General features: G+C 55.5%; 20 protein-coding genes. 10 read left to right on the top strand and 10 right to left on the bottom strand.

Features of this window, described 5'->3' with window-relative positions; genetic code table 11:
- The first annotated feature begins 3 nt into the window (after positions 1-3).
- The 3 genes from B7E11_RS03030 to B7E11_RS03040 all read left to right on the top strand — a co-directional run bounded on the left by B7E11_RS03030 (position 4) and on the right by B7E11_RS03040 (position 3,524).
- Positions 4-1,917 carry an AraC family transcriptional regulator gene (locus B7E11_RS03030; RefSeq protein ID WP_245809602.1) on the top strand — a complete coding sequence of 638 codons (1,914 nt, stop codon included), beginning with the start codon at positions 4-6 and terminating at the stop codon, positions 1,915-1,917.
- Between the two features lies 1 nt (position 1,918).
- Positions 1,919-2,707 (top strand): IucA/IucC family C-terminal-domain containing protein, encoded by a 789-nt coding sequence (locus tag B7E11_RS03035; RefSeq protein ID WP_080832147.1) that lies wholly within the window; start codon positions 1,919-1,921, stop codon positions 2,705-2,707.
- 193 nt (positions 2,708-2,900) lie between these two features.
- Positions 2,901-3,524 carry an NUDIX hydrolase gene (locus B7E11_RS03040; protein WP_080832148.1) on the top strand — a complete coding sequence of 208 codons (624 nt, stop codon included), beginning with the start codon at positions 2,901-2,903 and terminating at the stop codon, positions 3,522-3,524.
- A gap of 119 nt (positions 3,525-3,643) precedes the next feature.
- Here the strand turns inward: B7E11_RS03040 and B7E11_RS03045 are convergent, their stop codons facing one another.
- The gene (locus B7E11_RS03045; protein ID WP_080832149.1) at positions 3,644-4,195 is read right to left on the bottom strand and encodes a DUF1697 domain-containing protein; all 552 of its coding nucleotides are present in this window, start codon (positions 4,193-4,195) and stop codon (positions 3,644-3,646) included.
- Between the two features lie 243 nt (positions 4,196-4,438).
- Here B7E11_RS03045 and B7E11_RS03050 point away from each other — a divergent pair, with 243 nt between their 5' ends.
- On the top strand, positions 4,439-5,635 hold the full coding sequence (locus B7E11_RS03050) for an MFS transporter (RefSeq protein WP_420830606.1): 1,197 nt from the start codon (positions 4,439-4,441) through the stop codon (positions 5,633-5,635).
- 281 nt (positions 5,636-5,916) lie between these two features.
- Here the strand turns inward: B7E11_RS03050 and B7E11_RS03055 are convergent, their stop codons facing one another.
- Complete coding sequence (locus B7E11_RS03055; protein ID WP_080832151.1) at positions 5,917-6,774, bottom strand: SDR family NAD(P)-dependent oxidoreductase; 858 nt, start codon at positions 6,772-6,774, stop codon at positions 5,917-5,919.
- Positions 6,775-6,945: 171 nt separating this feature from the next.
- On the opposite strand from B7E11_RS03055, the gene B7E11_RS03060 reads away from it, so the two are divergent.
- Positions 6,946-7,431: a MerR family transcriptional regulator gene (locus B7E11_RS03060; protein ID WP_080832152.1), complete on the top strand. Its 486-nt coding sequence runs from the start codon at positions 6,946-6,948 to the stop codon at positions 7,429-7,431.
- Positions 7,432-7,467: 36 nt separating this feature from the next.
- Here B7E11_RS03060 and B7E11_RS03065 read toward each other — a convergent pair whose 3' ends face one another.
- The 3 genes from B7E11_RS03065 to B7E11_RS03075 are packed head-to-tail and all read right to left on the bottom strand — an operon-like array spanning position 7,468 to position 11,340.
- Positions 7,468-9,777: a preprotein translocase subunit SecA gene (locus tag B7E11_RS03065; RefSeq protein WP_080832153.1), complete on the bottom strand. Its 2,310-nt coding sequence runs from the start codon at positions 9,775-9,777 to the stop codon at positions 7,468-7,470.
- Between the two features lie 55 nt (positions 9,778-9,832).
- Positions 9,833-10,939: a DUF5808 domain-containing protein gene (locus B7E11_RS03070; RefSeq protein WP_080832154.1), complete on the bottom strand. Its 1,107-nt coding sequence runs from the start codon at positions 10,937-10,939 to the stop codon at positions 9,833-9,835.
- Entirely contained in the window at positions 10,939-11,340 is a 402-nt protein-coding gene (locus B7E11_RS03075) for a GntR family transcriptional regulator (protein ID WP_080832155.1), read from the bottom strand. The genes B7E11_RS03070 and B7E11_RS03075 overlap by 1 nt, the downstream gene beginning before the upstream one ends.
- 320 nt (positions 11,341-11,660) lie before the next feature.
- Here B7E11_RS03075 and B7E11_RS03080 point away from each other — a divergent pair, with 320 nt between their 5' ends.
- From B7E11_RS03080 to B7E11_RS03090, 3 genes are read left to right on the top strand one after another with little or no spacing between them, the layout of a single operon-like run.
- Entirely contained in the window at positions 11,661-12,209 is a 549-nt protein-coding gene (locus B7E11_RS03080; RefSeq protein ID WP_245809604.1) for a sigma-70 family RNA polymerase sigma factor, read from the top strand.
- On the top strand, positions 12,178-12,537 hold the full coding sequence (locus tag B7E11_RS03085) for a hypothetical protein (RefSeq protein WP_080832156.1): 360 nt from the start codon (positions 12,178-12,180) through the stop codon (positions 12,535-12,537). The genes B7E11_RS03080 and B7E11_RS03085 overlap by 32 nt, the downstream gene beginning before the upstream one ends.
- Positions 12,515-14,617: a carboxypeptidase-like regulatory domain-containing protein gene (locus B7E11_RS03090; RefSeq protein ID WP_080832157.1), complete on the top strand. Its 2,103-nt coding sequence runs from the start codon at positions 12,515-12,517 to the stop codon at positions 14,615-14,617. Before B7E11_RS03085 ends, B7E11_RS03090 begins: the two co-directional genes overlap by 23 nt.
- 193 nt (positions 14,618-14,810) lie before the next feature.
- Here the strand turns inward: B7E11_RS03090 and B7E11_RS03095 are convergent, their stop codons facing one another.
- From B7E11_RS03095 to B7E11_RS03105, 3 genes are all read right to left on the bottom strand, one after another.
- A complete protein-coding gene (locus tag B7E11_RS03095; RefSeq protein WP_080832158.1) occupies positions 14,811-15,395 on the bottom strand; it encodes a YdeI/OmpD-associated family protein in 585 nt (194 codons plus the stop codon).
- Between the two features lie 415 nt (positions 15,396-15,810).
- Positions 15,811-16,650, bottom strand: a complete 840-nt coding sequence (locus tag B7E11_RS03100; RefSeq protein ID WP_080832159.1) for a sulfurtransferase — start codon at positions 16,648-16,650, stop codon at positions 15,811-15,813.
- Positions 16,651-16,710: 60 nt separating this feature from the next.
- The gene (locus B7E11_RS03105; protein WP_245809605.1) at positions 16,711-17,925 is read right to left on the bottom strand and encodes an MFS transporter; all 1,215 of its coding nucleotides are present in this window, start codon (positions 17,923-17,925) and stop codon (positions 16,711-16,713) included.
- 125 nt (positions 17,926-18,050) lie between these two features.
- Between B7E11_RS03105 and B7E11_RS03110 the strand changes: the two genes are divergently transcribed.
- Positions 18,051-18,551, top strand: coding sequence for a GNAT family N-acetyltransferase (locus B7E11_RS03110; RefSeq protein WP_176220582.1), 501 nt, complete (start codon positions 18,051-18,053; stop codon positions 18,549-18,551).
- A gap of 968 nt (positions 18,552-19,519) precedes the next feature.
- On the opposite strand, the gene B7E11_RS03115 is transcribed toward B7E11_RS03110, so the two are convergent.
- Positions 19,520-19,903 carry a TFIIB-type zinc ribbon-containing protein gene (locus tag B7E11_RS03115; protein ID WP_080832161.1) on the bottom strand — a complete coding sequence of 128 codons (384 nt, stop codon included), beginning with the start codon at positions 19,901-19,903 and terminating at the stop codon, positions 19,520-19,522.
- A gap of 163 nt (positions 19,904-20,066) precedes the next feature.
- Here B7E11_RS03115 and B7E11_RS03120 point away from each other — a divergent pair, with 163 nt between their 5' ends.
- On the top strand, positions 20,067-20,270 hold the full coding sequence (locus tag B7E11_RS03120) for a DUF378 domain-containing protein (protein WP_080832162.1): 204 nt from the start codon (positions 20,067-20,069) through the stop codon (positions 20,268-20,270).
- 83 nt (positions 20,271-20,353) lie between these two features.
- Here B7E11_RS03120 and B7E11_RS03125 read toward each other — a convergent pair whose 3' ends face one another.
- Positions 20,354-20,653 carry a 4a-hydroxytetrahydrobiopterin dehydratase gene (locus tag B7E11_RS03125; RefSeq protein WP_080832163.1) on the bottom strand — a complete coding sequence of 100 codons (300 nt, stop codon included), beginning with the start codon at positions 20,651-20,653 and terminating at the stop codon, positions 20,354-20,356.
- Between the last annotated feature and the right edge of the window lie 160 nt (positions 20,654-20,813).

Below are 20,813 nucleotides of genomic sequence, written 5' to 3' on the forward strand. Positions count from 1 at the left end.
AAAGTGCTCGATGTGCGGCGCTCCGCCGTGCCGGCGGGAGACAGCGCGCGCTTTATTCGGCTGCCGGCCGGCGCGTTTTTGTACGCGTGCGGCGGGAGAGGACAAATACGGATCGACGGCGTTGTCCACACGATCGACCGCAGCTATGTTTGCCATGCCGGCAAAGGCGCATCGCTGGACATCGTCCGGGTGACGGAGACCGTCGACTATTTTCTCATCTACTATAAAGCGGTCATGATGCCTCCGTATCGTCGGAAGCTGCTCGATCTATACCGCGATTATAACCCTTTTCAGGCTGCGTACGGTTTTGTCCCCGCCTCCCCGCTTGAACTTTATGCGAGAATGGAGCAGATGTATCTGCAGTGGGAACGGGAAGACCCGTTGGAAAAATTCCATGTGCGGGCTCTCTTCCACCAACTCGTCTACGAATTGCTGAGGCAGCTGCAGCGAGCGGAAAATGCGCAAACCTTGCGGACCGATCTGATCGACCGGGCCGTCCGCTATATCGAACGGCACTATGCCGAGCCGCTTGACTTGCGGGAGCTCGCGGAGGTTCTTCAATGCGGAGTCAGGCAGCTGCAGCGGCAGTTCAAGGCGTATTGCCGAATGAGCCCCATGGAGTATGTGACCCGGGTGCGCATGGAACAAGCCAAGGGGATGCTGCAAAGAACCGATGCGTCGATCAAGGAAGTCGCCGAAGCCGTCGGATATGTCGATGCGTATCATTTCAGCCGCTCCTTCAAAAAGCATTTCGGCTTGTCCCCTCTGCAATTTCGGCGCAAGCGTCGTTCGGATGCATTTTCGCTGTCGTCCTCGTCCATTGGCGCAAGCCGCGACCTCTCGTATAGTTATGTCGATGATGAAAATCATTATCACTACACAGACAGAGGAGCGGCAAAAATGCATTCGCGTACGAAATCATTGGCGGCGGTCAATTTCATGCTGATTATCATGCTACTGTTGGGAGCATGCTCTGCGGGCGGCAGCGGAAGTCCCGCATCCGGCAACGGAGCGTCGGCGACCCCGTCCTCCGTTGCAACGCCGGTTCCGACTCCGGCTCAAACGCAGCAAAGCAGCTATCCGGTTACGATCAGCCATGTCAAAGGGGAGCTTACCCTCGAGCAAAAGCCGGAGAACATCGCCGTGCTGGACGTTCAGTATGTCGATCAGCTGGTGGCCCTGAACGAGCAGCCCGCCGGAAGCGTCAAAGCCGCCGGAGCGGCCGCGGACTTTCCCGAATATCTCAGCGGCAAGCTTACGGACGTGAAGGTGCTCGGGACCTATGAGGAGCCGAACTTGGAAGCCGTGCTGGCCATGAGTCCGGATCTGATCATTTGCACCGAAGTGCACGAAAAGATCTACGAGAATCTGTCCAAAATCGCGCCGACCGTCATGCTCATGCGCAACGAGGACTGGCGGGATACGCTGGTTACCTTCGGCAAAATCGTGGGCAAGGAGCAGGAAGCCGAGCAGGTGCTCGAAGCCTACAAAGAAAAAACGGCCAAGCTGGCCGCCGAGCTTGCCGCCAAGCTGGACGGTCAAAGCGTCGGGCTGATCCGCCCGCGGGACAACGAGATTCGCGTGCATACGCCCAAACACCGCACGGGAGCTATTCTTTACGATGACCTGGGCCTGATCGCCCCGAAGCCGACGACCGAAATCGACGATACGGCGTATCACATCTCGTTGGAAGCGCTGGCCGATGTCGGCGCCGACCACTTCTTCCTGCTGACGGACGACATGTTCGCGGAGATGGTAAAGGAAGTTCAGGAGACGGCAACCTGGAAGTCTCTCGAACCGGTCAAGCAAAATCGCGTCTACACCGTAGATACGACCATGTGGATCGGCTACTACGGCCCGATGGCGATCAACCTCGTCGTCGACCAGGTCGCGGAAGCTTTGCTGGGCGCGTCTTAACATGCCGGGCCCTCTTACCGCTTCGGAATGGGCGGACTTGTCCGAGCGCTTCGGTCTGCTCAGGCGGGACGGCCCGCGTCCGTGCCGAAGAAGCGTGCGCGCCGCCGATTTGCTCGATCGCGAAACGCGCGAGCAATACCTCGATTGGCTGGGCGGCTATATCGGGTCGCCGTCGCGCCGGGTGACGGCGTCCACGCTGGTCAAGAGGTATGCTTATCTCGCCGTTTCGCCCGCTTTGTATGCCATGAGCGTTTATAACAAAGAGTTAATGCTGCGATTGGAGCACTGCTTTCTGGAAACGTACGCGGACCCGGAACACAATCCGGGCGGCACGAAGCTTCCCCATCTTCGTCTGGCGGACGATCGCTCGACGGAGCCCGAGCCGGGAAGGCGGGATGAGTGGCGCGAACGGCTGGTGCGGGAGCTTTTCGCCGGGCATGTCGCCCCCATGCTCCGCGCTTTGGCCGAGACCGCCCGCATCCCTCCCGTCGTGCTGTGGGAAAATGTCGTCGTGCGGATCGTCCCGCTATTCGAGGATGCGCTTGAGCAGGCGGGCAGCCGGGATGCCGCCGGCCGCATTCGCGAAGATTTTCGCTATCTTGTCCGCGAGATCCCCGGGGAACTGTTCGGCGAGCGGCGCAATCCGCTGTCCGGGCTGGTCGATCCTGCCGGCCTTGAGTCCGGCGACGGTTGCCGGCAGCGGTTGCGGCGCACCTGCTGCCTTTATTATGAAATATCGGCGGAGTACTGCAGGCGCTGCCCGCTCACCGGAGCCTCCGGCCGATCCTGACGAAAACGCAACACCCTGCCCCCAAATCCGTCTTCCCGGCGGCCGGGGGCGTTTTTGCATTTGAAGCCGAAGTCGTTCGTTTCGATCGTTGCGGGCTTTCGGAGCTGCATCCGAGGACCGGAACCGGCAAAGGATTTCCCGGATCGAAGTAGAATGAAGAAGAAACGATAAAAGTCGGAGATAGAGGAGCGAAATGATGACCGAGCCGAAATGGTTGGAGTGGGCCAAACAGATCCAGGCGATCGCCCAAACCGGGCTGACCTATGCGAAAGACGTCTACGATATCGAACGATACGAGGCGTTAAGGCAGCTTAGCGTGGACATTCTTGCAAACTATACATGGGCCGGAAAGGAACGGATCCGGCTCGCCTTTGCCGGCGAGACCGGATATGCCACGCCCAAAACGGATATCCGGGCCGTCGTATTCCGGGACGGGAAAATTTTGCTCGTTCGCGAAAAGATCGACGGAGCCTGGGCCTTGCCCGGAGGGTGGGCCGACATCGGCCTGTCCCCTTCCGAAGTCGCCGTGAAGGAAGTGCGGGAAGAATCGGGGTATGAAGTGAAGCCGGTCCGCCTCTTGGCCGTTCTGGACAAGAAATTCCATGACCATCCGCCCGAGCCTTATCATATCTACAAGCTGTTCATCCGCTGCGACATCGTCGGCGGCCAGGCCCTCAGCGGCGTGGAGACGAGCGATGTGGGCTTTTTCGCCCAGGACGGGTTGCCGGAGCTTTCCGTCGAGCGGAATACGGCCGCGCAAATCCATGCCATGTTCGAGTTCTTGCGCGATCCTGCGAAAGAAGTGTTGCTGGATTAGAACAGCTTGGGTTATCCAGTTAAAGTTTTCCTCGAATCAGACCGAATCGGGCAGCCTGTTACGCCCGTTTTGACGGTTCTGATCCGTAACTTGCTAACCGGTTTTCGCTCCACGTTGCGTTATGCCTGATTGGCGGCGGCCTGCATCAGGTCGTATATTTTGCGGGCCGTATTAACGTTGCGGACGGTGACTTGCCGATAAAGCTTCGTGCCGATGATCTTGGTCATGCCGCTCTTGGCGGCATTGATTTTATCGTACGACCATAAAATCGCCCCCGGAGCATAGATGACCCGATCGATCCCGGGCTTGACGGGCAGCTCCTCCAGTACGGACTCGCGATCGTATTCCTCCCATAGATAAAGAACGTCGCTTTTCATGTTCGCGTCGTTCGTCCAGTCTTCGGGAAGCTTGTCCATAATGATTCCGATTTCGTCCAGGGTCCGAATCATCACCCGAATGGCAAGTCCGAAGTCGGCAAGAATGGCTTCCTCCAGCTTGGCGGCTAGTTCCTCCGAAGTACGCAGCTCGTCCGAGAAAATGATGTTGCCCGAGTTGATATAGGTGACGACTTGAGCGAGTCCCAGCCCTTCGAACGTGCGTTTGAGCAGCTTCATATCGATTTTATTGTTGCCGCCTACGTTAATTCCCCGTAGCAAAGCTACGAATACCATCGTTATTCCTCCCATTCGAATCCTGATTCAGTTAGAGTATACAATTATTATAGGGGCGAGAAAGAGGGAGAAACAATGGAACGCAGAGCTTTGCCCAGGCGTAATAAGTAAAGCGCCGTATTACGTGTTACAATAAGGCAATACTTGCAAATAACGGCGCTATTTTGACTCGGAAAGGTGTTGGGGATGACACAAATCGAAGAACATAGAAGCAAGAATTGGAAAAGGGATATCGTTCTGTTTATGAGTAGTCAGACCATATCGTTATTCGGTTCCGCGTTAGTCCAGTATGCGATCATGTGGTACGTTACGCTCACGACCGAATCCGGCCTTATGATGACGCTGTTTATCCTTTGCGGGTTCATCCCGACCTTCGTGTTGTCGCCGTTCGCGGGGGTGTGGGCGGACCGGTTCAACCGCAAAAATCTGATCATGCTGGCCGATGCCATGATTGCCGCCGTGACTCTGGTTCTAGCGATCACCTTTCTGCTAGGTTACGACGAGGCTTGGCTGCTGTTCGTCATTGCGGCCGTTCGCGCGCTGGGCACCGGAATCCAGACGCCGGCGGTAGGGGCGATCCTGCCGCAGATCGTGCCGGAGGAAAAGCTGACGAAGGTCAACGGAATCAACGGAACCCTTCAGGCGCTTATGATGTTCGTCGCTCCGATTGTCAGCGCGACGCTGCTGACGGTGGCTACGATCGAAGTCATCTTCTTTATCGATGTGGTCACCGCGGCGATCGCGATTCTCTCTTTGTTGTTCTTCTTGAAAATTCCGCCGCACCAAAAGGCGTCGGATGCGCAAACGACCAGCTATCGGGAGGACTTTAAGCTTGGTCTGGCCTACATTCGGAACCACGGCTTTCTCAAATCCTTTTTTGTCTTTTTCGCGATTTTCTTTGTTTTGATGGCTCCGGCCGCGTTTCTGACGCCGCTGCAGGTGACGCGCAGCTTCGGGGACGATTATTGGCGGTTGACGGCCATAGAGATCGCTTTCTCGGTCGGGATGATGGCCGGCGGAGCTCTCATCGCCTCGTGGGGCGGCTTCCGCAACAAAATCCACACGATGACTCTCGCCAATCTGGTGATGGGCGTATGTACGGTCCTGTTGGGCGTTATCCCCAACTTCTGGATTTACTTAATCCCGATGGCCGTATTCGGCGTGGCCATGCCTATGTTAAATACTCCGACGACCGTCATGCTGCAGGAAAAGGTGGATCCGAACTACATGGGGCGCATCTTCGGCGTCTTCGGCATGATCTCGACGTCCATGATGCCGATCGGCATGCTGATCTTCGGTCCTATAGCGGATGTGATCGAGATCGAATGGCTTCTGGTCGGAACCGGGTTGCTTATGCTCGTCCTGACCTTGTTTTTCGTTAAAAACAAACGGCTGGTCGAAGCCGGAAGGCCGGAATTAAAAGAAGCGACGCTTTCGTAGGAGGGTTCCATGAGCTTCAAGAACTGGCGTCGCAAGAGTTGGCTTGCAGGGGGATGATTGTTTCCTAATGCTTTGAAGACAGGCTGCGACAGAAATGTCGCGCCTGTCTTTATTCCGAACGCTAAACTGAAGCTGACGGGCAACGAGCAATGGCGATGGAGAGGCGAGTCTCACGATTCGTCCCGATGTATACATAATCGTTTGCAAACAACATCGGCTATGAGGAGAATCCGATTGCCGTTGGCGAGGAGAAAGAGGCGAGTGAAAGAAGGAGCACGGCTTTAAGCGCGCTCACCAAGAAATTCGTGTCTGTAAATCGCATGAACCCTATCCAAAACGTTCCGCGCTTGATCTTTAAATTTTACATCTGCAACCTGACCTTTCAGCAAAAACACGCCAGTCTCCTTACGGTGTTCTCCGAGGGCCCCCTCATACAACTGGTTCGCGCCGTGGGTAGGCGGAGAGAAAAACAGCTTCATTAACAATTTAGCCACTATGGGTAATCCGGATTTTTTTCCTTTTCTTAGCGTATTATTGCTACCCGGGTCAACGCTGCGGATCTTAATGCCCTCTTTGGCAAGCTGCGGTGCGATAGCTTGAGTCCACAGCGAAAGCGCCAGCTTCGAAGCGGCATATGGACCAAGCAGTTTGCGGAAGGTTTTGGGGCGTTCCAGGATTTCGATATTAAACTCTTTCACAAATTTTAATGCTGACGATGAGGTATTGACTACCGTTTTTAAGCCGGCGTTTTTTAAGAGTTCCTTCAATTCCATCAGAATGATATACGGAACGACCGTCATCAGTTCATAATGTTTCTCGCGCCCTTGTTTCGAATAGCTCAGTTCGTCAAAGCTTCCGCCGGCATTGTTGAACAAGATGTCGATCTGCCGCTCTTTTCCTTTGATCTCTTCCAAAGTACGTCTCAAGCTGGAAAAATCGGCGAGATCCGCTATTTTATACATGCGAAGCCGTCCACTATGGATGGCTTTTTGGATTTGCGTATCATCCGCAGGAAAGCCGGAACGGTTCAAAGCAACCACCTGCCAGCCCTCCGACAGCAACTTCCGTGTTAATTCCAACCCGATCCCGTTGCTTGCGCCGGTAATCAGTGCGATATTTTCTCGTTGGTTCGCGTTCATTTTACGTCTCCTCCTGATGGCGGGATATTTTCCCTGATAGCGCACATTCTATAACTTGGAGTCGACTCTAAGTCAAGGCACGAAAGCAAAAGTTTTTGTCCTAAGATTTGACTTGGAGCCAGCACCAAGATGTATAATGCACAAAAAAAGCATTCTCCGGGAGGAAACAGGATGATGGAAGAGCAAACCTTTACAATAAAGCAAACCGCCGAGCAAACCGGAATCTCCGAGGATACGATTCGTTATTACGAAAAGATCGCGCTGCTACCTCGGGCGGATCGGAAGGACAACGGGCACCGCATCTACCGGCAGGAAGACATCAATACGATCCGGCTGATCTCCTGCCTGAAAAAAACGGGGATGCCGCTGGAGGAAATGCGGCCGTTTTTGGCGGTCTCCGCCGACACAGATCCCGGAGAATATCCTGAGCTGGTGGAGCACATGAGGAGCCACCGGGAAAATATCGTCAACCAAATCGCCTCGCTGCAGCAGGTCGTCGATTTTATTGACATGAAGCTGGAGCAGGGAAAATACCGCCGGGACTGCTCGGATGAAAGCCAAGACGGCGTGTCAGAGAATGTGGCGGGAGAACCGAGCCCAAAGCCCGTCTCACCCGTTGAGATGAGTTACTTTTCCATATCGGCCTCCATAAGATAAGCTCGGAAATAAGCATGTATATACGTGCAACCGTCCTTATTTTCCTTGCATGAAAAATTTTTCCCACCCGAATACCGGTCTCAACATCTTGCGAATCCAATAAGCGATAATCGTTCCTGAGCTCCACGAGCCGGGCTTCTGCAAGTATTCCATGAATTGATCGTTGATGAGATACGTCCAAGTAGAAGAAGGGCTCTTGAGCCCGAACTTTTCCCACTTCGCCGGATCGTTCGAACCTCCGAGCCTTGCGAGCATCTTCTCCGACTCTCGATTTATTTTAGCCGGAATTTGCTCGTAGGCCTGGATGATTTGCGCATGAAATTCGTCGATCGGATTGCGGCTGGCGAGGCTCGTCAAATGGATGCTTTCGCGAATGTAAGAAACGTATGCCAGATGGTCAGCCCAGAACTTGTCGATATAATAAAGCCGTACCCGCTGCTCCGAAGGGCTCATCGGCGTCTCGCCCTTCAAAATTCCGAGCCGCTCCTCGTATAGAATCCGCCTCTGTTCCTCCACCATATCCGAATAATGGTTCAGCTCCTGGCGGATATGGAAGTTTTGGCCCATGATCACGCGCTGGATATGCGCGATTTTGCTGCGGAGCACCGACTCATCGAGAGCCTCATCCTGCTTGAGATCGCGATACAGGGGCGGAATCGCTTTCTCGATGCCGAACCGAAGGAACAACTCATCCTCCAAGCTTACGAAAAATACGGAGGCTCCCGGGTCGCCCTGGCGGCCGGAACGCCCGCGCAGCTGGTCGTCGATTCGCACGCTTTCGTGCACATGCGTACCCATCACGTACAACCCGCCCAGCCTGGCGACAATTTCCGCTTGTGCGGGGTCGCCGCCGCCGAGCCGAATGTCGACGCCGCGTCCCGCCATATTCGTAGACACCGTCACGGCGCCGATTTCTCCCGCTTTGGCGATGATCTCGGCTTCTTCTGTATCGTTTTTCGCATTCAGAACATGGCAAGGTACGCCGGCAGCCGCCAGCGCCTCCGCCAGCATGTCAGACTCCCCTACGCTTGACGTACCGATGAGAATCGGGCGTCCCGTCGCATGGACGGAAGAGATTTCTCGTACAAGCGCCTTAAGTTTGGCTTTTTTATGGGTATAAATCCGGTGCGGATGGTCGATCCGTATGTTTGGCCGGTTCGGCGGAATTTGCACGACCTGCAGCGCATAAATCTCTTCGAATTCCACGGCGGAAGCGTGCGCGGTGGCCGTCATTCCGCAAATCTTCGGATATAGGCTAAGGAAGTGCTGAAGGGTGATCGTACCGAGAACTTTTCCGCCGGCTAAGGGCTGCAGCCCTTCCTTGGCCGCTAGCGCGGCTTGAAGCCCGTCCGGCAATTGCCTGTTCTCCGCCACGCGGCCGGTATATTCGTCGATCAGCTCGATTTTGCCGTCCCGGACGATGTAATCGACGTCTTTTTTCAATAACGCTTCCGCATGCAGCGCGCAATTCAACGACGACAACAAATGACTGTTATGGCTTTCGTACAAATTGCCGCATCCCAGCAGCGATTCCGCTTTGGCAGAGCCCGCTTCATTTAAATAAACGTTCCGCTCGAACTCGTCGAAGTCGTAATGCTCACCTTGCTTGAGCTGCCTGGCTGCTTCTGCCAAACGAATTCCGTCGCTGCCGGAAGAGCTCGGCTCGCCGGCGATGACCAGCGGCACCCGCGCTTCGTCGAGGAGGAGCGAATCCGCTTCGTCGACGATGACGCAGTGGAAAGGACGATGCACGATATCGGCTTCGTTCAGAGCGATCGTGTCGCGCAAATAATCGAATCCCGCCTCTTTGGCCGTAACATAGGTTATATCCGCTGCGTACGCTTCCCGTTTCTCGGACAAGCTCATGCCCGCTTGAGCCGCGTTTACCGTTAACCCGAGGAAACGATAGATCGGGCCCATCCACTCCGCATCTCGATTTGCCAAATAATCGTTAAAAGTCAGCACGTGAACGCCTTCGCCGGTTAGCGCGTTCAGATAAGCAGGCATAACGGCAGAGAGCGTTTTTCCTTCGCCGGTTTGCTGCTCGATCAAAAATCCCTCGTGCAGGGCGATGGCAGCCATGATCTGGACATCGTAAGGCCGTAATCCGAGCTTTCTCTTCGCTGCCTCGCAGACCAGCGCATAGGCATCGACAAGCAGCTCGTCTAAAGGCTTGCCCGATTTTGCTTCCCTTTTCAGCCGGAGAGATTCCGCTTGCAGCCGCTTTTCGTCCCATGCTTCAAAATTCCGTTTTCGGATGAGCTCCGCTTTGTTCCGATAGCCTTTCAGCTTATGCCGGGTATCGCGGTCTTTGAATTTTTGCATCCACTTGACGGCTAAATTCATCGGAATTTGATCTCTCCTTCCAATCCGCTTGAGATCGGACCGATTTGCATAGATATTACTTGCTCAGGAGCCATACCCATACCAGGAGCATAAAAGAACCTCCCGCAATCGCTGCGACCGTTAGCCGGCCCATCGGTTTGGCCATATTTACCGTCCAGCCGATGCCGTAAGGTTTCGGAACGAAGATCGCCGGATCATCGGGATTGCAATAGATCTTGCCCATTATTTTCCAATTATAATTTCCCTGCGAAGAGAGATCGCGCAGCTGGTCCAGTCCCTTCGCCCTCGAATAAACCAGCATGCCCAGCAGCAGCAGATAGACCGTAAGCAGGAGCGCGAACGACATGTTGTTCCACAAGTCCAATTTGAACGAATATAGCCTGCCCGCTTGGAACAGCCCCAGGAATACGGTCACACCCAGCGAAATCCCCCATACCATGAAAGAGTTGATTCGCTTGTACCGGATTTGCTTCTGCAGCGAACCTTCCGGGTCTTTCGGATCCAGAGACGTTCTTGTTCTGCCGATGGCGAGGTTCAGAAGCATAAAAAGTCCGGTTCCGATAAGCTGTCCGAAGTTCTCATAGAAAACGGAACCGACGGATTTGGTGGAATACCAGGTATACCAGTCCGGCATTCTGTCCGCGTACCGATGGATTTCAAAGTAAACCGGGATATCGTTCCACTTCACAATGGCGATGACGCTGCAAACCGCGATTACGGCCAAGTGAGCACCGAACCATGGCAAGCCGAGCACGGGGGAACGATGCCGTCTGCTCGGGATGCTGGCCGCCCTTCTGTGTTCGACAGGGACATGCCAGCCGCGGATTGCATTCAGTCGCAGCGCCGATTGTCTGCAGATCGCGATCGCGATGCCGGAGAGCGGAAATTGAGAGAGCAGTGCGGTCAAAAGGTATGCCAAGGCGTGCGCCGCGTCCAGGTACCGAATCAAAAAGAAGCAAGCGGCTGCCATAATCCCCACGAATATCCCCATCAGAATCGCATATTGCGCGCGTATCCGCCGAACGGCCGGATCCTGCGTCTCGGCAGCCGGAATCGGCACTCCGAACAGCAAGGTTCGAGGACCGAAGAGATTCTGTACGCAGATCAACAGCGCCTGAATGACATATAGGCTTGCGACCGCTATGACGGTTCCGTTCATCATCAATGCCCGTCCCCTCCACGCTTCATCATGATGTCCCCGTACAGCCTTCTGCATTGATTCGTAAAAGCTTCTTCCGTCATTCCGCGCACGGCCGCTTCCGCCGCGAGCGAACGGAGCTGTCGGAACAGTTTGGCCTCGAATTCCTCCGTCACGCCCGGCATCGCGTCCGGTTGAACGATAACGCCCTTCTTCCGGTGCACTTGGAGAAAGCCATCCTGCTTCAGCAAGGTGTACGACTTATTGACCGTATGAAGATTGATGCCCAGATTCTCGGCCAGATTCCTGACGGACGGAAGCGGATCGCCCGGCTTCAATGCGCCTGACGCGATTCCTTCGATCAACTGGTTGATTAATTGCTCGTATAACGGGGTCTCCGATTGCAGATCCAGCTCGATGAACATGAATATCTCTCCTTCTAGCACAGAACAGCAACATGAGGAATGGCCGGATGGCGGACTCCTCGCCTTGCGTATATCTGTTATATATATTATATAACAGATATACAAAAAGAGGACAATACCCATTTGTAGCAGGGGTTATTGCGTGGGATGTTGTATTGTCCCTCGGTACGGGTTTTTCCACTTCCTTCAGATGGAGAACATCGGGCGATCCGTATTCGGTATACCTCTCTTCATTATTATTTCGATTTACGCAACCGAAGTCATTCAAGAAGCATCTTAACATAGGGGGAGGAGGAAGCTTTCTGGATATCGTTCTGGGCTTGAAGGAAAAAGACGAAGCCGCGCTTCGAGCGTTAATGGAGCGGTACGGCAACGAACTGATGCGTACGGCTTACTTGTTGGTCAAAGACAAGCAAGCCGCGGAAGAAGCCGTCATGGATACGTTCATACAGGCTTATCGCAAGATCGCCCAACTCCAAGATCCCGACCGGCTTGGAAGTTGGCTTCTACGAATCACCGTAAACCGGTGCCGGATGAAAATGCGTACCTGGAGCTGGAGTCGAATATTTCCTCTATCCCATGTTGAACAAATGATTGAGGAAGAAGAACCGGGCCCGGAGGAGCTCTTGATCGACGCATGGCGCAACAAGAAGTTAAGCGAAGCGCTGCTGAAGCTTGATTACAAATATCGCGAGACGATCGTGTTATTTTATTTCAACGGATTAAACGTGGCCGAGATCGCGGAACAAACAAGCAGCAACGAAAATACGGTGAAGGCCAGGCTTGCGAGAGGCAGGGCGAAACTTAAGCTCATGCTGGAGGAACAGGAGGATGGGAATGAAACCGGAGCAAGAGCAAGAGTTCATTAGAAAAAGGCTGGAGGAAGAGCTCGGAGACCTGCGTTTTCATAAAGGCGCGGAAGTGTTGGATCGAACCCATCCCCGTTCATGGCGGGCCAAGCTGCGAGCTTTGTGGAATTACGAACTCGAACTGCCGCTTATTCCGATAGGCGCTAGCTTCGCCGTGCTGTTGGCAATTTTGTTCGTTGCCCCGTTACAAGAGGATACGGGTAAAGGGGAGTCGACAGGGGATATGCCTCGCGCCGGAAGACAGCTCGTGGAAGCAGGAGGCAATACCTACTGGAAGGACGATTACGAGAAGGCGGTGGAAGGCGTTGAAATTAAAGATCAAAGTTAAGCATCTCTTCGCGCTCGCCGTCGCCCTGTGCGCCTCGTTTGTCCTTCTCCAGCTAATCGTGATGCCCAGGATCGAAGTCGCGATGGCCAAAAAGCACTTCGAGCAAGGGACGGCCGGCGGAAAAAATGACCTGCTTCGAGTAGTCGATGCTTCATCCGGGGACGACAAGTGGGAGCTTATCCGGCGCTACATGATCGAGAACGGTTCGGACATGAGCATGACGAGATTCGACGTTATAGCGGGAGAGGGAACGTTCTACTCTTCTACGGCAGCCTCGCTTCCGGATGCGCCGCGCTGGACGAGAGAGGAGAAAATCAAGTACTTGGAAGCCTATCTGGAAGGCGGTCCAATCGACGGTTATTTAGTTAGAGCGGCGAAGCAGTTGGCCTTCGAATATCTCATTCTAAGCCGGACTGAAGACGCGATTCGCGCGCTGGAGCGGACGGAACAAAGGCTTTCGGGCCGTTACGATAATCAGAGAAGAGAGCTTAAGCTGGCCCGAGCGAAAATCTACGCGGATGCCGAAGATTTCGGGACGGCGGAGCGCTTGTTGACGGAATTGAGCGAAGAGCCGAACCAGAAGGATACGTATCTTAACGACAATATCGCGAAGCTCCAAACCCGGATCATGGAACAGCGCGACAATGCGGCTTCAAGCGTATCCGGAACCATTAAACGAAGTGACGGCAAGCCGATGGCAGGCATCGGGGTGTACTTGCGAAGCAGCAGGGACGTCTACCATAGCCTGATCGAAAGCGAACCTTACCAGACATTGACCGACTCGGAGGGAAACTTTGCGTTCAAAGGCGTTGCCCCCGGCAGTTACGTGATCTACATCGGCCTGAACTTCGAGCAAATCGACGGTTGGACGCGACCTGCAAACTATAACGAGGAGTGGATCGATCTTCGGGGAGGAGAACATCTGACCCGGAACATTACCTTGCAGAGGTTAATCCAATTACGCTCCCCGGTGGACCAGCAAGTCGTTACCGGCAAGACGGTCAAATTCGAATGGGAGCCCGTCGAAGGAGCCGCATTCTACACTTTGAACGGGACTTTTCCAGTCGAAAACGGTACGGTAGGACACCAAATCAAGGAACATATCGAGAGCAATTCCATCGAGCTGCCTCTCGAAACGCTCTACAGTGTCCAAAGCGGCTTTTCATATAAAAAATTCGGAGACAAGGAAATCCCCGACCCCTCTAATCTGCTTGGGTACGCCGATCCGTCCAGCCGATTCTCCTGGAGCGTGGAAGCCTACGATGCCGACGGGAAGCTGTTGACGCGGAGCAACGGTTACCGGTTGAACGAGCAGACGATGGGGCCTCTTCCCTTCTTCTATCTGAAGGAGCGCACGCTTACCGACGCCGACCGGTTGCTTCTGGAGGGCCGCACGGAGGAAGCCTTGCTCGGGTACAAAGCGGATTATGAACGAAACGACCACGATAAGCATAGTCTTCGGATGATAGCTAAACTGCTGAAGATTAACGCCAGGGACGCTAAGCGCCCGCTCGACGCGACTTCCGTAACGTACCTTGAGAAGCTGGCAAGCGTCGATGATACCGGAAACGCCATTTTTCCCTTGATCGAATACTATGGAAGCGTCGGAGATTGGGCCCAAGTCGACCGATATTACGGCATGCTGAACGAAGCCCGTCAAGGAAGGGTGGAAAGCTACTCTCAAGCCCAATACGGGAGGCTGCTGCTGAAGCAAGGGAGAGTCGAAGAGGGCGAGGCGCAGCTTCGGCAGGCCCAAGAGAACGATCCCTCGAATCGATTCATCGGCACTTATATCGCGAGCGTCATTTATTTGTCCGGCACCTTGGATACGGCCGGAGAGCTCGCGCGTCAGTATCCGGAACGCTCCTATTACGACCAGGACAACCCGGATTGGAGCGAGCTTGTTCAAGGTTTAAAGGAAGAAAGCCAGGACTCGAACGACGAATCCTACTTTTCGAAGCTCAAAGAAGCGTTGCGAGTTTGCTTCAGCGGAGATGAAAAGCAGCTAGAGAACTGGATGGCGGAGTCGGAATACGCGGCTATGAAGGCGTTCGTCTTGGCGCTGTCGAAAGTAGATTGAGAAGAAGCGACGATTGACTTGGAATGGCTGCGAGTTCATGAAAGAAAAATCGGGCAGGTGGCTGGTCATACTGAATGGAACGCCAACAACCCGAAGATCGGCAGGGCAGCAATACTGTTGTTTGCAAATTGTATGCTGGCTTATGTCTGCGGGGATGCCGCGATTACGAGATTGCTCACGATAGAGGCCTCCTTTATGGATAAAGCTTCTCTCCTTTTTCGAGCATTTCGATGAATTGCTTGATGCGGTTCGCGCGCGTTTCCGGTTTTTTTGCCGTTTGCAGGCGGAACAGCATCGCGTATTTGTTTTGCCTGTTAAGTCCGTCGTATACGGCTTTCGCTTGCGGATTTCGCTCGAGCTCGGCGGCGAAATCCTCCGGCGCTTCCGCCGTGCTTTGCGGCGCGTATGCAGCGTCCCATAGGCCGTTCTGTTTCGCGGTCTCTATCGCCTGCAAGCCAGGCGGCTTCATCCTGCCGCTCTCGATCAAGGCGGCGACCTTGTCTTTGTTCACCTGCGACCAGATGCTCTTCTTGCCGCGCGGCGTGAAGCGTTGCAACCACGTCTTCTCGTCGTGCGCTTCCTTCTGGCTGTCGATCCAGCCATAACAAAGCGCGACATCAAGCGCCTCCACGTACGAAACAGACTGGACTCCGGAATTTTTCTTCGCATGCTGAAGTCTAATCCCTGGAGAAACCTCGTAATTTTCCGCCAGCCATTCCTCGAACGCCTCCGCATCCGGGAACAGCTGAATCGGCAACGGCTCTGCTTTTTTAGCCATTTTCGCACCTCCGCCTAAATGAACATTTTAGCCTTATGATAACTGAAAAAACCTCCGATTGGAGGTTTTTTTCGGTCTATAAAATCACAAAGCCATAAGTCGCCTGAATTTGAATCGAAGCACCGCCTTTTCGAATTGTTGACTTAAGTGTTTCTGTTTATTTCTTATCAATCGTTGGGCCGGGATTTGCAGCATCGTAATGGTGGGCTGACCCGGCCCTTTGTTTGTCTGAACAGGGCATCACGCAGGATGCGAGCGAACGTTCGGTTTGACCCGTTATGAAAGCATTCCCAACAACCGCTTTTGGGCGGCTTGTTGACTCCGTGTTGACTTCAGAAAATAAAAAATACATCGTCGGGGCTTTAGATCCCACGGCGATGTATTCATCGTGTAAGTACTGCTATACGTCTCTCGGTTATTCTTCGTCTCCAACAGCAATGGGATTGGAAGGGTCGCATATCCAATCGCTCCAGCTCCCCGCATACAGCTTCACGCGGTCGAACCCCGCCTCGCGCAGCGCCAGCACGTTCGGCGTCGCGGTGACGCCGGAGCCGCAGTAGACGACGATGTCGCGATCGCGCGGCAAATCCGCGAACCGCTCGCGCTGCTCCTCCGGCGACTTCCACGTGCCGTCCGCGCGGCGGCCTTCGCTCCAGAAGCGGTTGACCGCGCCGGGAATGTGCCCGGCCACGCGGTCGATCGGCTCGACCTCGCCGCGGTAGCGCGGGGCCTCGCGCGAATCGACCAGCAGCGCGCCCCCGCCCGACACGATCTCGCGCACTCTCTCCACGTCCGCGACCATTTCCGGGCGCGGACGGGCGGCGAAGCTCGCCGGTACGATAATCTTTTGCTCCTCGCTTACGGGATAGCCTTTCTTTTTCCAGGCCGAATAGCCTTCATCCATTACATAGACTTCTTCATGCCCCATATATTTGAGCAGCCACCACAGTCTGGAAGCCATCGCCCCACCCTGGTCGTCGTAGGCGACGACCCGCGTGCCGTTGCCGATGCCGGCCTTGCTCAGGCTGGCGGCTAGCGCGTCCGCTTCCGGCAGCGGATGCCGTCCGCCGTGCTCGCCGACGGGCGCGGACAAATCCCGCTCCAGATCGAGGTACACCGCTCCCGGAATGTGGTCTTCGTCATAGGCGGCTTTTCCGGCATCCGGCTTCCCGAGCCAGAACCGGCAGTCCGCGATGACGAGATCCGGCTCGTACATGCGGGCGAGCGTCCATTTCATCGAAACGATGTTTTGCATGTTCATCCACTCCTTTGGCTTTTAAAATGAACCGTTTTATTTGAAAAGCATTCGCCGCCCCTACCCGCGGGCCGCGGCCGTCTCGCTCCTTCCGCGGGAGCGGTTCGCGGCCACGGCGACGAAGGCGATCGCGAGCAGCAGCACGGCGAGGGCCGCCACGATCGCATACGTCGGGCCGGCGCCAAACCGGTCGAGAAAATCGCCGACCAGACGAGGCAGCACCGCGCTGCCAAGCAGCCCGCACCCCAGCAGCAAGCTCGTCAGCGCAACGGTCTGCTCCGGAGCGGCGCGCGTTCCGAACACGAGCGCGATCGCAAACAGGCCGGACATGGCGAAGCCCGCGACGAAGGATAGCGCCATCGTCGCGACGACGCTTTCGCTCAGCAAGCTCATCAGAATAAACGCGCCGGCGCAGACCGAACAGGAGACGATCAGGTAGGCCGCGCCGCCGAACCGGTCCGCAAGCTGTCCCGCCACCAGTCGCCCGAGCGTCATCGCTCCCCAGAACACGCTTAAAGCCAGCGCCGCGCCCGCTTCGGACACGCCTCCGGTCTGAACCAGCATCGAGGGCAAATAATGGGCGAAACTCATTTCAAAGCCGACATAAACGAAGAAAAAACTGGCGCAGGCCGCAAGCGTCAGCTTCACGCGGCCGCTCAGCCGCGGAGGGCGGGCGGCCGCCCGTCCGGCCTCCGGTCCGCCGCCCGCGGCGCTTCCCTTCAGCGCCGCCGGCCACAGCAGCAGCCACGACGCCAGCGTCGCGACCGCCAGCCCGCCGACGCAGGCGAACGCGAGCCGCCACTGCCCGATATCGATCAGCGCGGCGCTTGCGAACGGGATCGCCAACGCGCCGATGCCGAAGAACACCTCCACCCGGCTCAGAGCCGAATTGGCCTTGTTGCCCGCCGAGCTGATGATGAGCGACCCGACCGTCGTCTCCACGCAGCCGAATCCGAAGCCGGCAAGCGGAGCCGCCGCCAGCATGATCGCCCATGAAGGCTGCGCAACATACGTAAACTCGGCCAGCGCCATCAGCGCGAACCCCGCCGTCAGCAGGCTCTTGAGCCCGAACCGGCGAATAAGCCAGGGCGCGCACAGCGTGCCGGTCAAACCGCCCAAAAATTGATGCATGACCAACTGGCCGCCGTCGCCGTAGCCGATGCCGTAGGCATGCACCATCGGCTCCATGACCGAACCGACCACGAGCTGGCCGAGACCTACGGTCAAATAAGCCATGCAGCTCAACAAAAGAATCCGTTTCATCGGCAATGCCATTTTCTCTCTCCTTATCTCTCATCCGGCCGATCCTCCGATCGGCGCGAAGCGGATTCATTATACCACGAAGAAGAAGCTGTGGTATGCTGGAGGAACGATATTCTCGGGCAAAGGGGAGAAGGGGCGTGCGATGGACGGATTTCCGGATCGGCCCGATGACGGAGACGGACGCGGCCGAAATATGCGCCTGGAGATACCCGGCCCCTTACGACCGGTATCGCTGGCCGTCGTGGGAGGAAATGCGGTCGCAAGGGAAGGAATTCGGCGATCCGGATATCCGCCGCGCGCAGTACGCCTCGGTTCGCGACGCGCTTGGCCGGCTCGTTGGGTATGCGCAGTTTTTCCCGCTGGCGGGGGTCGTCCGCCTCGGCCTGGGGCTTCGGCCGGACTGCTGCGGCCGGGGCTGGGGACCGGAACTGATGCGCAGCCTGTGCGCGGAGGCGGCCGCTCGCCATCCCGGAGCGGAAATCGACCTTGAGGTGGAAACGTGGAACAAGCGGGCGATTCGCGCTTACGAGAAGGCGGGCTTTGCCGTTACCGATACGTACACGAAACGGGCGATGCACGGATGCGTCCATATTTGCTGCATGGTGCTTCAGGAGGAGAACCGCTGTCCTCGCCCCTGATGGCTTCTGCCCGCCCCTGCAGACTCAGCGCATTTTTCATTTGGTCGGAGCTTCGATGGATTTTATCAGATTTTATCCAATCGGGAGCGGCTTTTTTGCAAAATTTCGCGGTCTACGTTGGATTTCGTCTAACCTGGCGGGAGCTTTTTCACGTCCGGAAGCCCCGTTTCTCATTGGACAAAATCCTTCGCAGCTTCCCCTTTTCGCCGTGTTCGCTCCGCTGATTGGACAAAATCCAATCCAGCTGCAACGCGTTCCATTTTCCCGGTAGATCGATCTCCCGCTGAAATGATCACCCGTATTCCAAGCTGTAGCAGGATCCCTGAATCCGCTTCATCCTTCCGCTTGTCCATGAACCCAACCGATTTCTCAACCCAAGTCGGCCCGTTGGATGGTTCCGCTGCCGCTTTCGCGATGACATTTGTACGATTTATCATACAAAATCGGCCCGTCGGGCGGTTCTGCTGGCGCTTTTGGGTGATATTTCATACAAAACACCGTCATTTGGCGCTTTTTTGATGCCATTTATATGATATTTCATACAAAATCGGCCCGTCGGGTGGTTCTGCTGGGTGCTTTTGTGTGATATTTCATACAAAAACCCTTCATTTGCCGCTTTCATGACTTTATTTGTACAATTTATCATACAAACCCGCTCCATCAGGTGGTTCTGCATACGCTTTTGTATGATAGTTCATACGAACCTCCGTCATCTGCCGCTTTGGGGTCTGCAACTGTACGTCTTTTCGGAGCATAATTCGCCAAAACGCCCCGGATTCTTCCCCCAAACGGCAAAAAAGACCGCCCCAAAGGGCGATCCCGAACCGTGATTCTAACCTCACGACCCTAAACTTCCGATTCCGAACTCGCGATTCGGACCTCGCGACCCTGAACTCCCGATCCCGAACTCGCGATTCTGACCTCGCGGCCCTGAACTCACGACCTGATCCGAAGCCCCGGCCGCCCGGTCACTCGAACAAGTCGCCGAACACGTCCAGGACGCTTTTCTTCTTCTTATGCTTATGGCCGTAGTATTTCGAATCGTAGCCGTATTTCGAATGGCCCTGCTGCGGATATCCTTGCTGGGGCGGGTACCCTTGCTGCGCAGGATATCCCTGCTGCGGCGGGTAGCCCTGCTGCGGGTACGACTGCGGCGGGGGCGACTGCGGCGGTCTCCGGTCCTGGTAGTACCAGTCGTTGTAATCGTCCTTGACCTCGCGAACCTCTTTCATCAGCTTGTCCAACTCGCCGCGATCCAGCCATACGCCCTTGCAGCTCGGGCAAATATCGATCATGACGCCGTCCTTTTCCACTTCTCTCATGCGCGTGTCGTGGCATACCGGACAATTCATCTGTCGTTCGCCTCCTTCTCATCTTCATTTTCCATTATGGGTTTATACGCTTCCGGGTAATCATGGTTTCGCCGCGACGAGCCGCCAACTGGAATATGCCGCGCAGCCCTCACATACATGTGTAAAGGGTGCGACCCAAACTCTCCAAGGAGGCTGTTGCGGTTTGAAGACGCTCAATGTAATCAGCCTGATCCTCATCATTATCGGAGGCCTGAACTGGCTTTCGGTGGGACTGTTCGAGTACGACGTCGTGAGCGAGATTTTCGGAGGCAGCGCCGAAGTCGGTTCCAAAATCGTATACATTGTCGTCGGCGTAGCGGCTTTGTACGCCTTGTCGCTGTTTGGCAAAGTCGTCAAAGAGGAATAAACCGCGCCTTGAGCGACGGATAAAGGCAAGCGTCGGCCGGGCGGGGGCGGTCCCCTCGTTCGGCCGTCTTTTTTGGTTTTCCTTTACGACGGACCGTACAGCTCGTCGTATGCCGCCGCGGCTGCGACGTCGAGCTCCGTCAGTCCGCCCGAATGCCACGTCGTCAGCCGCAGCGTCACTCGACGATAATCGATCGAGATGAACGGATGATGATTTTGCTTCTCCGCGATATCGGCCGCCTTTTGCACGAACGACACCGCATCCCCGAATGACGGAAATAAATAGGACTTCGCGATTCGCTTGTTCTCTTCGATTTTCCAGCCCTGCAAGTTCCGCAGCGCCTCGCCCAGCTCCGCTTCCTCGAGCGGCTTCTTTTTTTCCATCCTGTCGCTCCTCTCCCGCGTTCACCTTCCGGAAACGCCCCGATCGCGCGCCGGCCGCGGACGGCAAATTTGTGAAAAAGCAGGTTCATCTCTAATACTTTACCCCAAAGCTGTCGATAAAAAGAATAACGTGTCGCTTCCGAACGGCAAGACGATGCAC

Source organism: Cohnella massiliensis (assembly GCF_900169535.1).
Classification (GTDB): domain Bacteria; phylum Bacillota; class Bacilli; order Paenibacillales; family Paenibacillaceae; genus Cohnella; species Cohnella algarum.

What these genes read in the sequence shown, in the direction of transcription:
- B7E11_RS03035 (WP_080832147.1), top strand. Translation starts at nt 1,919, where the DNA reads ATGCCGGGCCCTCTTACCGCTTCGGAATGGGCGGACTTGTCCGAGCGC.
- B7E11_RS03040 (WP_080832148.1), top strand. Translation starts at nt 2,901, where the DNA reads ATGATGACCGAGCCGAAATGGTTGGAGTGGGCCAAACAGATCCAGGCG.
- B7E11_RS03045 (WP_080832149.1), bottom strand. Translation starts at nt 4,195, where the DNA reads ATGGTATTCGTAGCTTTGCTACGGGGAATTAACGTAGGCGGCAACAAT.
- B7E11_RS03050 (WP_420830606.1), top strand. Translation starts at nt 4,439, where the DNA reads ATGAGTAGTCAGACCATATCGTTATTCGGTTCCGCGTTAGTCCAGTAT.
- B7E11_RS03055 (WP_080832151.1), bottom strand. Translation starts at nt 6,774, where the DNA reads ATGAACGCGAACCAACGAGAAAATATCGCACTGATTACCGGCGCAAGC.
- B7E11_RS03060 (WP_080832152.1), top strand. Translation starts at nt 6,946, where the DNA reads ATGATGGAAGAGCAAACCTTTACAATAAAGCAAACCGCCGAGCAAACC.
- B7E11_RS03065 (WP_080832153.1), bottom strand. Translation starts at nt 9,777, where the DNA reads ATGAATTTAGCCGTCAAGTGGATGCAAAAATTCAAAGACCGCGATACC.
- B7E11_RS03070 (WP_080832154.1), bottom strand. Translation starts at nt 10,939, where the DNA reads ATGATGAACGGAACCGTCATAGCGGTCGCAAGCCTATATGTCATTCAG.
- B7E11_RS03075 (WP_080832155.1), bottom strand. Translation starts at nt 11,340, where the DNA reads ATGTTCATCGAGCTGGATCTGCAATCGGAGACCCCGTTATACGAGCAA.
- B7E11_RS03085 (WP_080832156.1), top strand. Translation starts at nt 12,178, where the DNA reads ATGAAACCGGAGCAAGAGCAAGAGTTCATTAGAAAAAGGCTGGAGGAA.
- B7E11_RS03095 (WP_080832158.1), bottom strand. Translation starts at nt 15,395, where the DNA reads ATGGCTAAAAAAGCAGAGCCGTTGCCGATTCAGCTGTTCCCGGATGCG.
- B7E11_RS03100 (WP_080832159.1), bottom strand. Translation starts at nt 16,650, where the DNA reads ATGCAAAACATCGTTTCGATGAAATGGACGCTCGCCCGCATGTACGAG.
- B7E11_RS03105 (WP_245809605.1), bottom strand. Translation starts at nt 17,925, where the DNA reads ATGGCATTGCCGATGAAACGGATTCTTTTGTTGAGCTGCATGGCTTAT.
- B7E11_RS03115 (WP_080832161.1), bottom strand. Translation starts at nt 19,903, where the DNA reads ATGAATTGTCCGGTATGCCACGACACGCGCATGAGAGAAGTGGAAAAG.
- B7E11_RS03125 (WP_080832163.1), bottom strand. Translation starts at nt 20,653, where the DNA reads ATGGAAAAAAAGAAGCCGCTCGAGGAAGCGGAGCTGGGCGAGGCGCTG.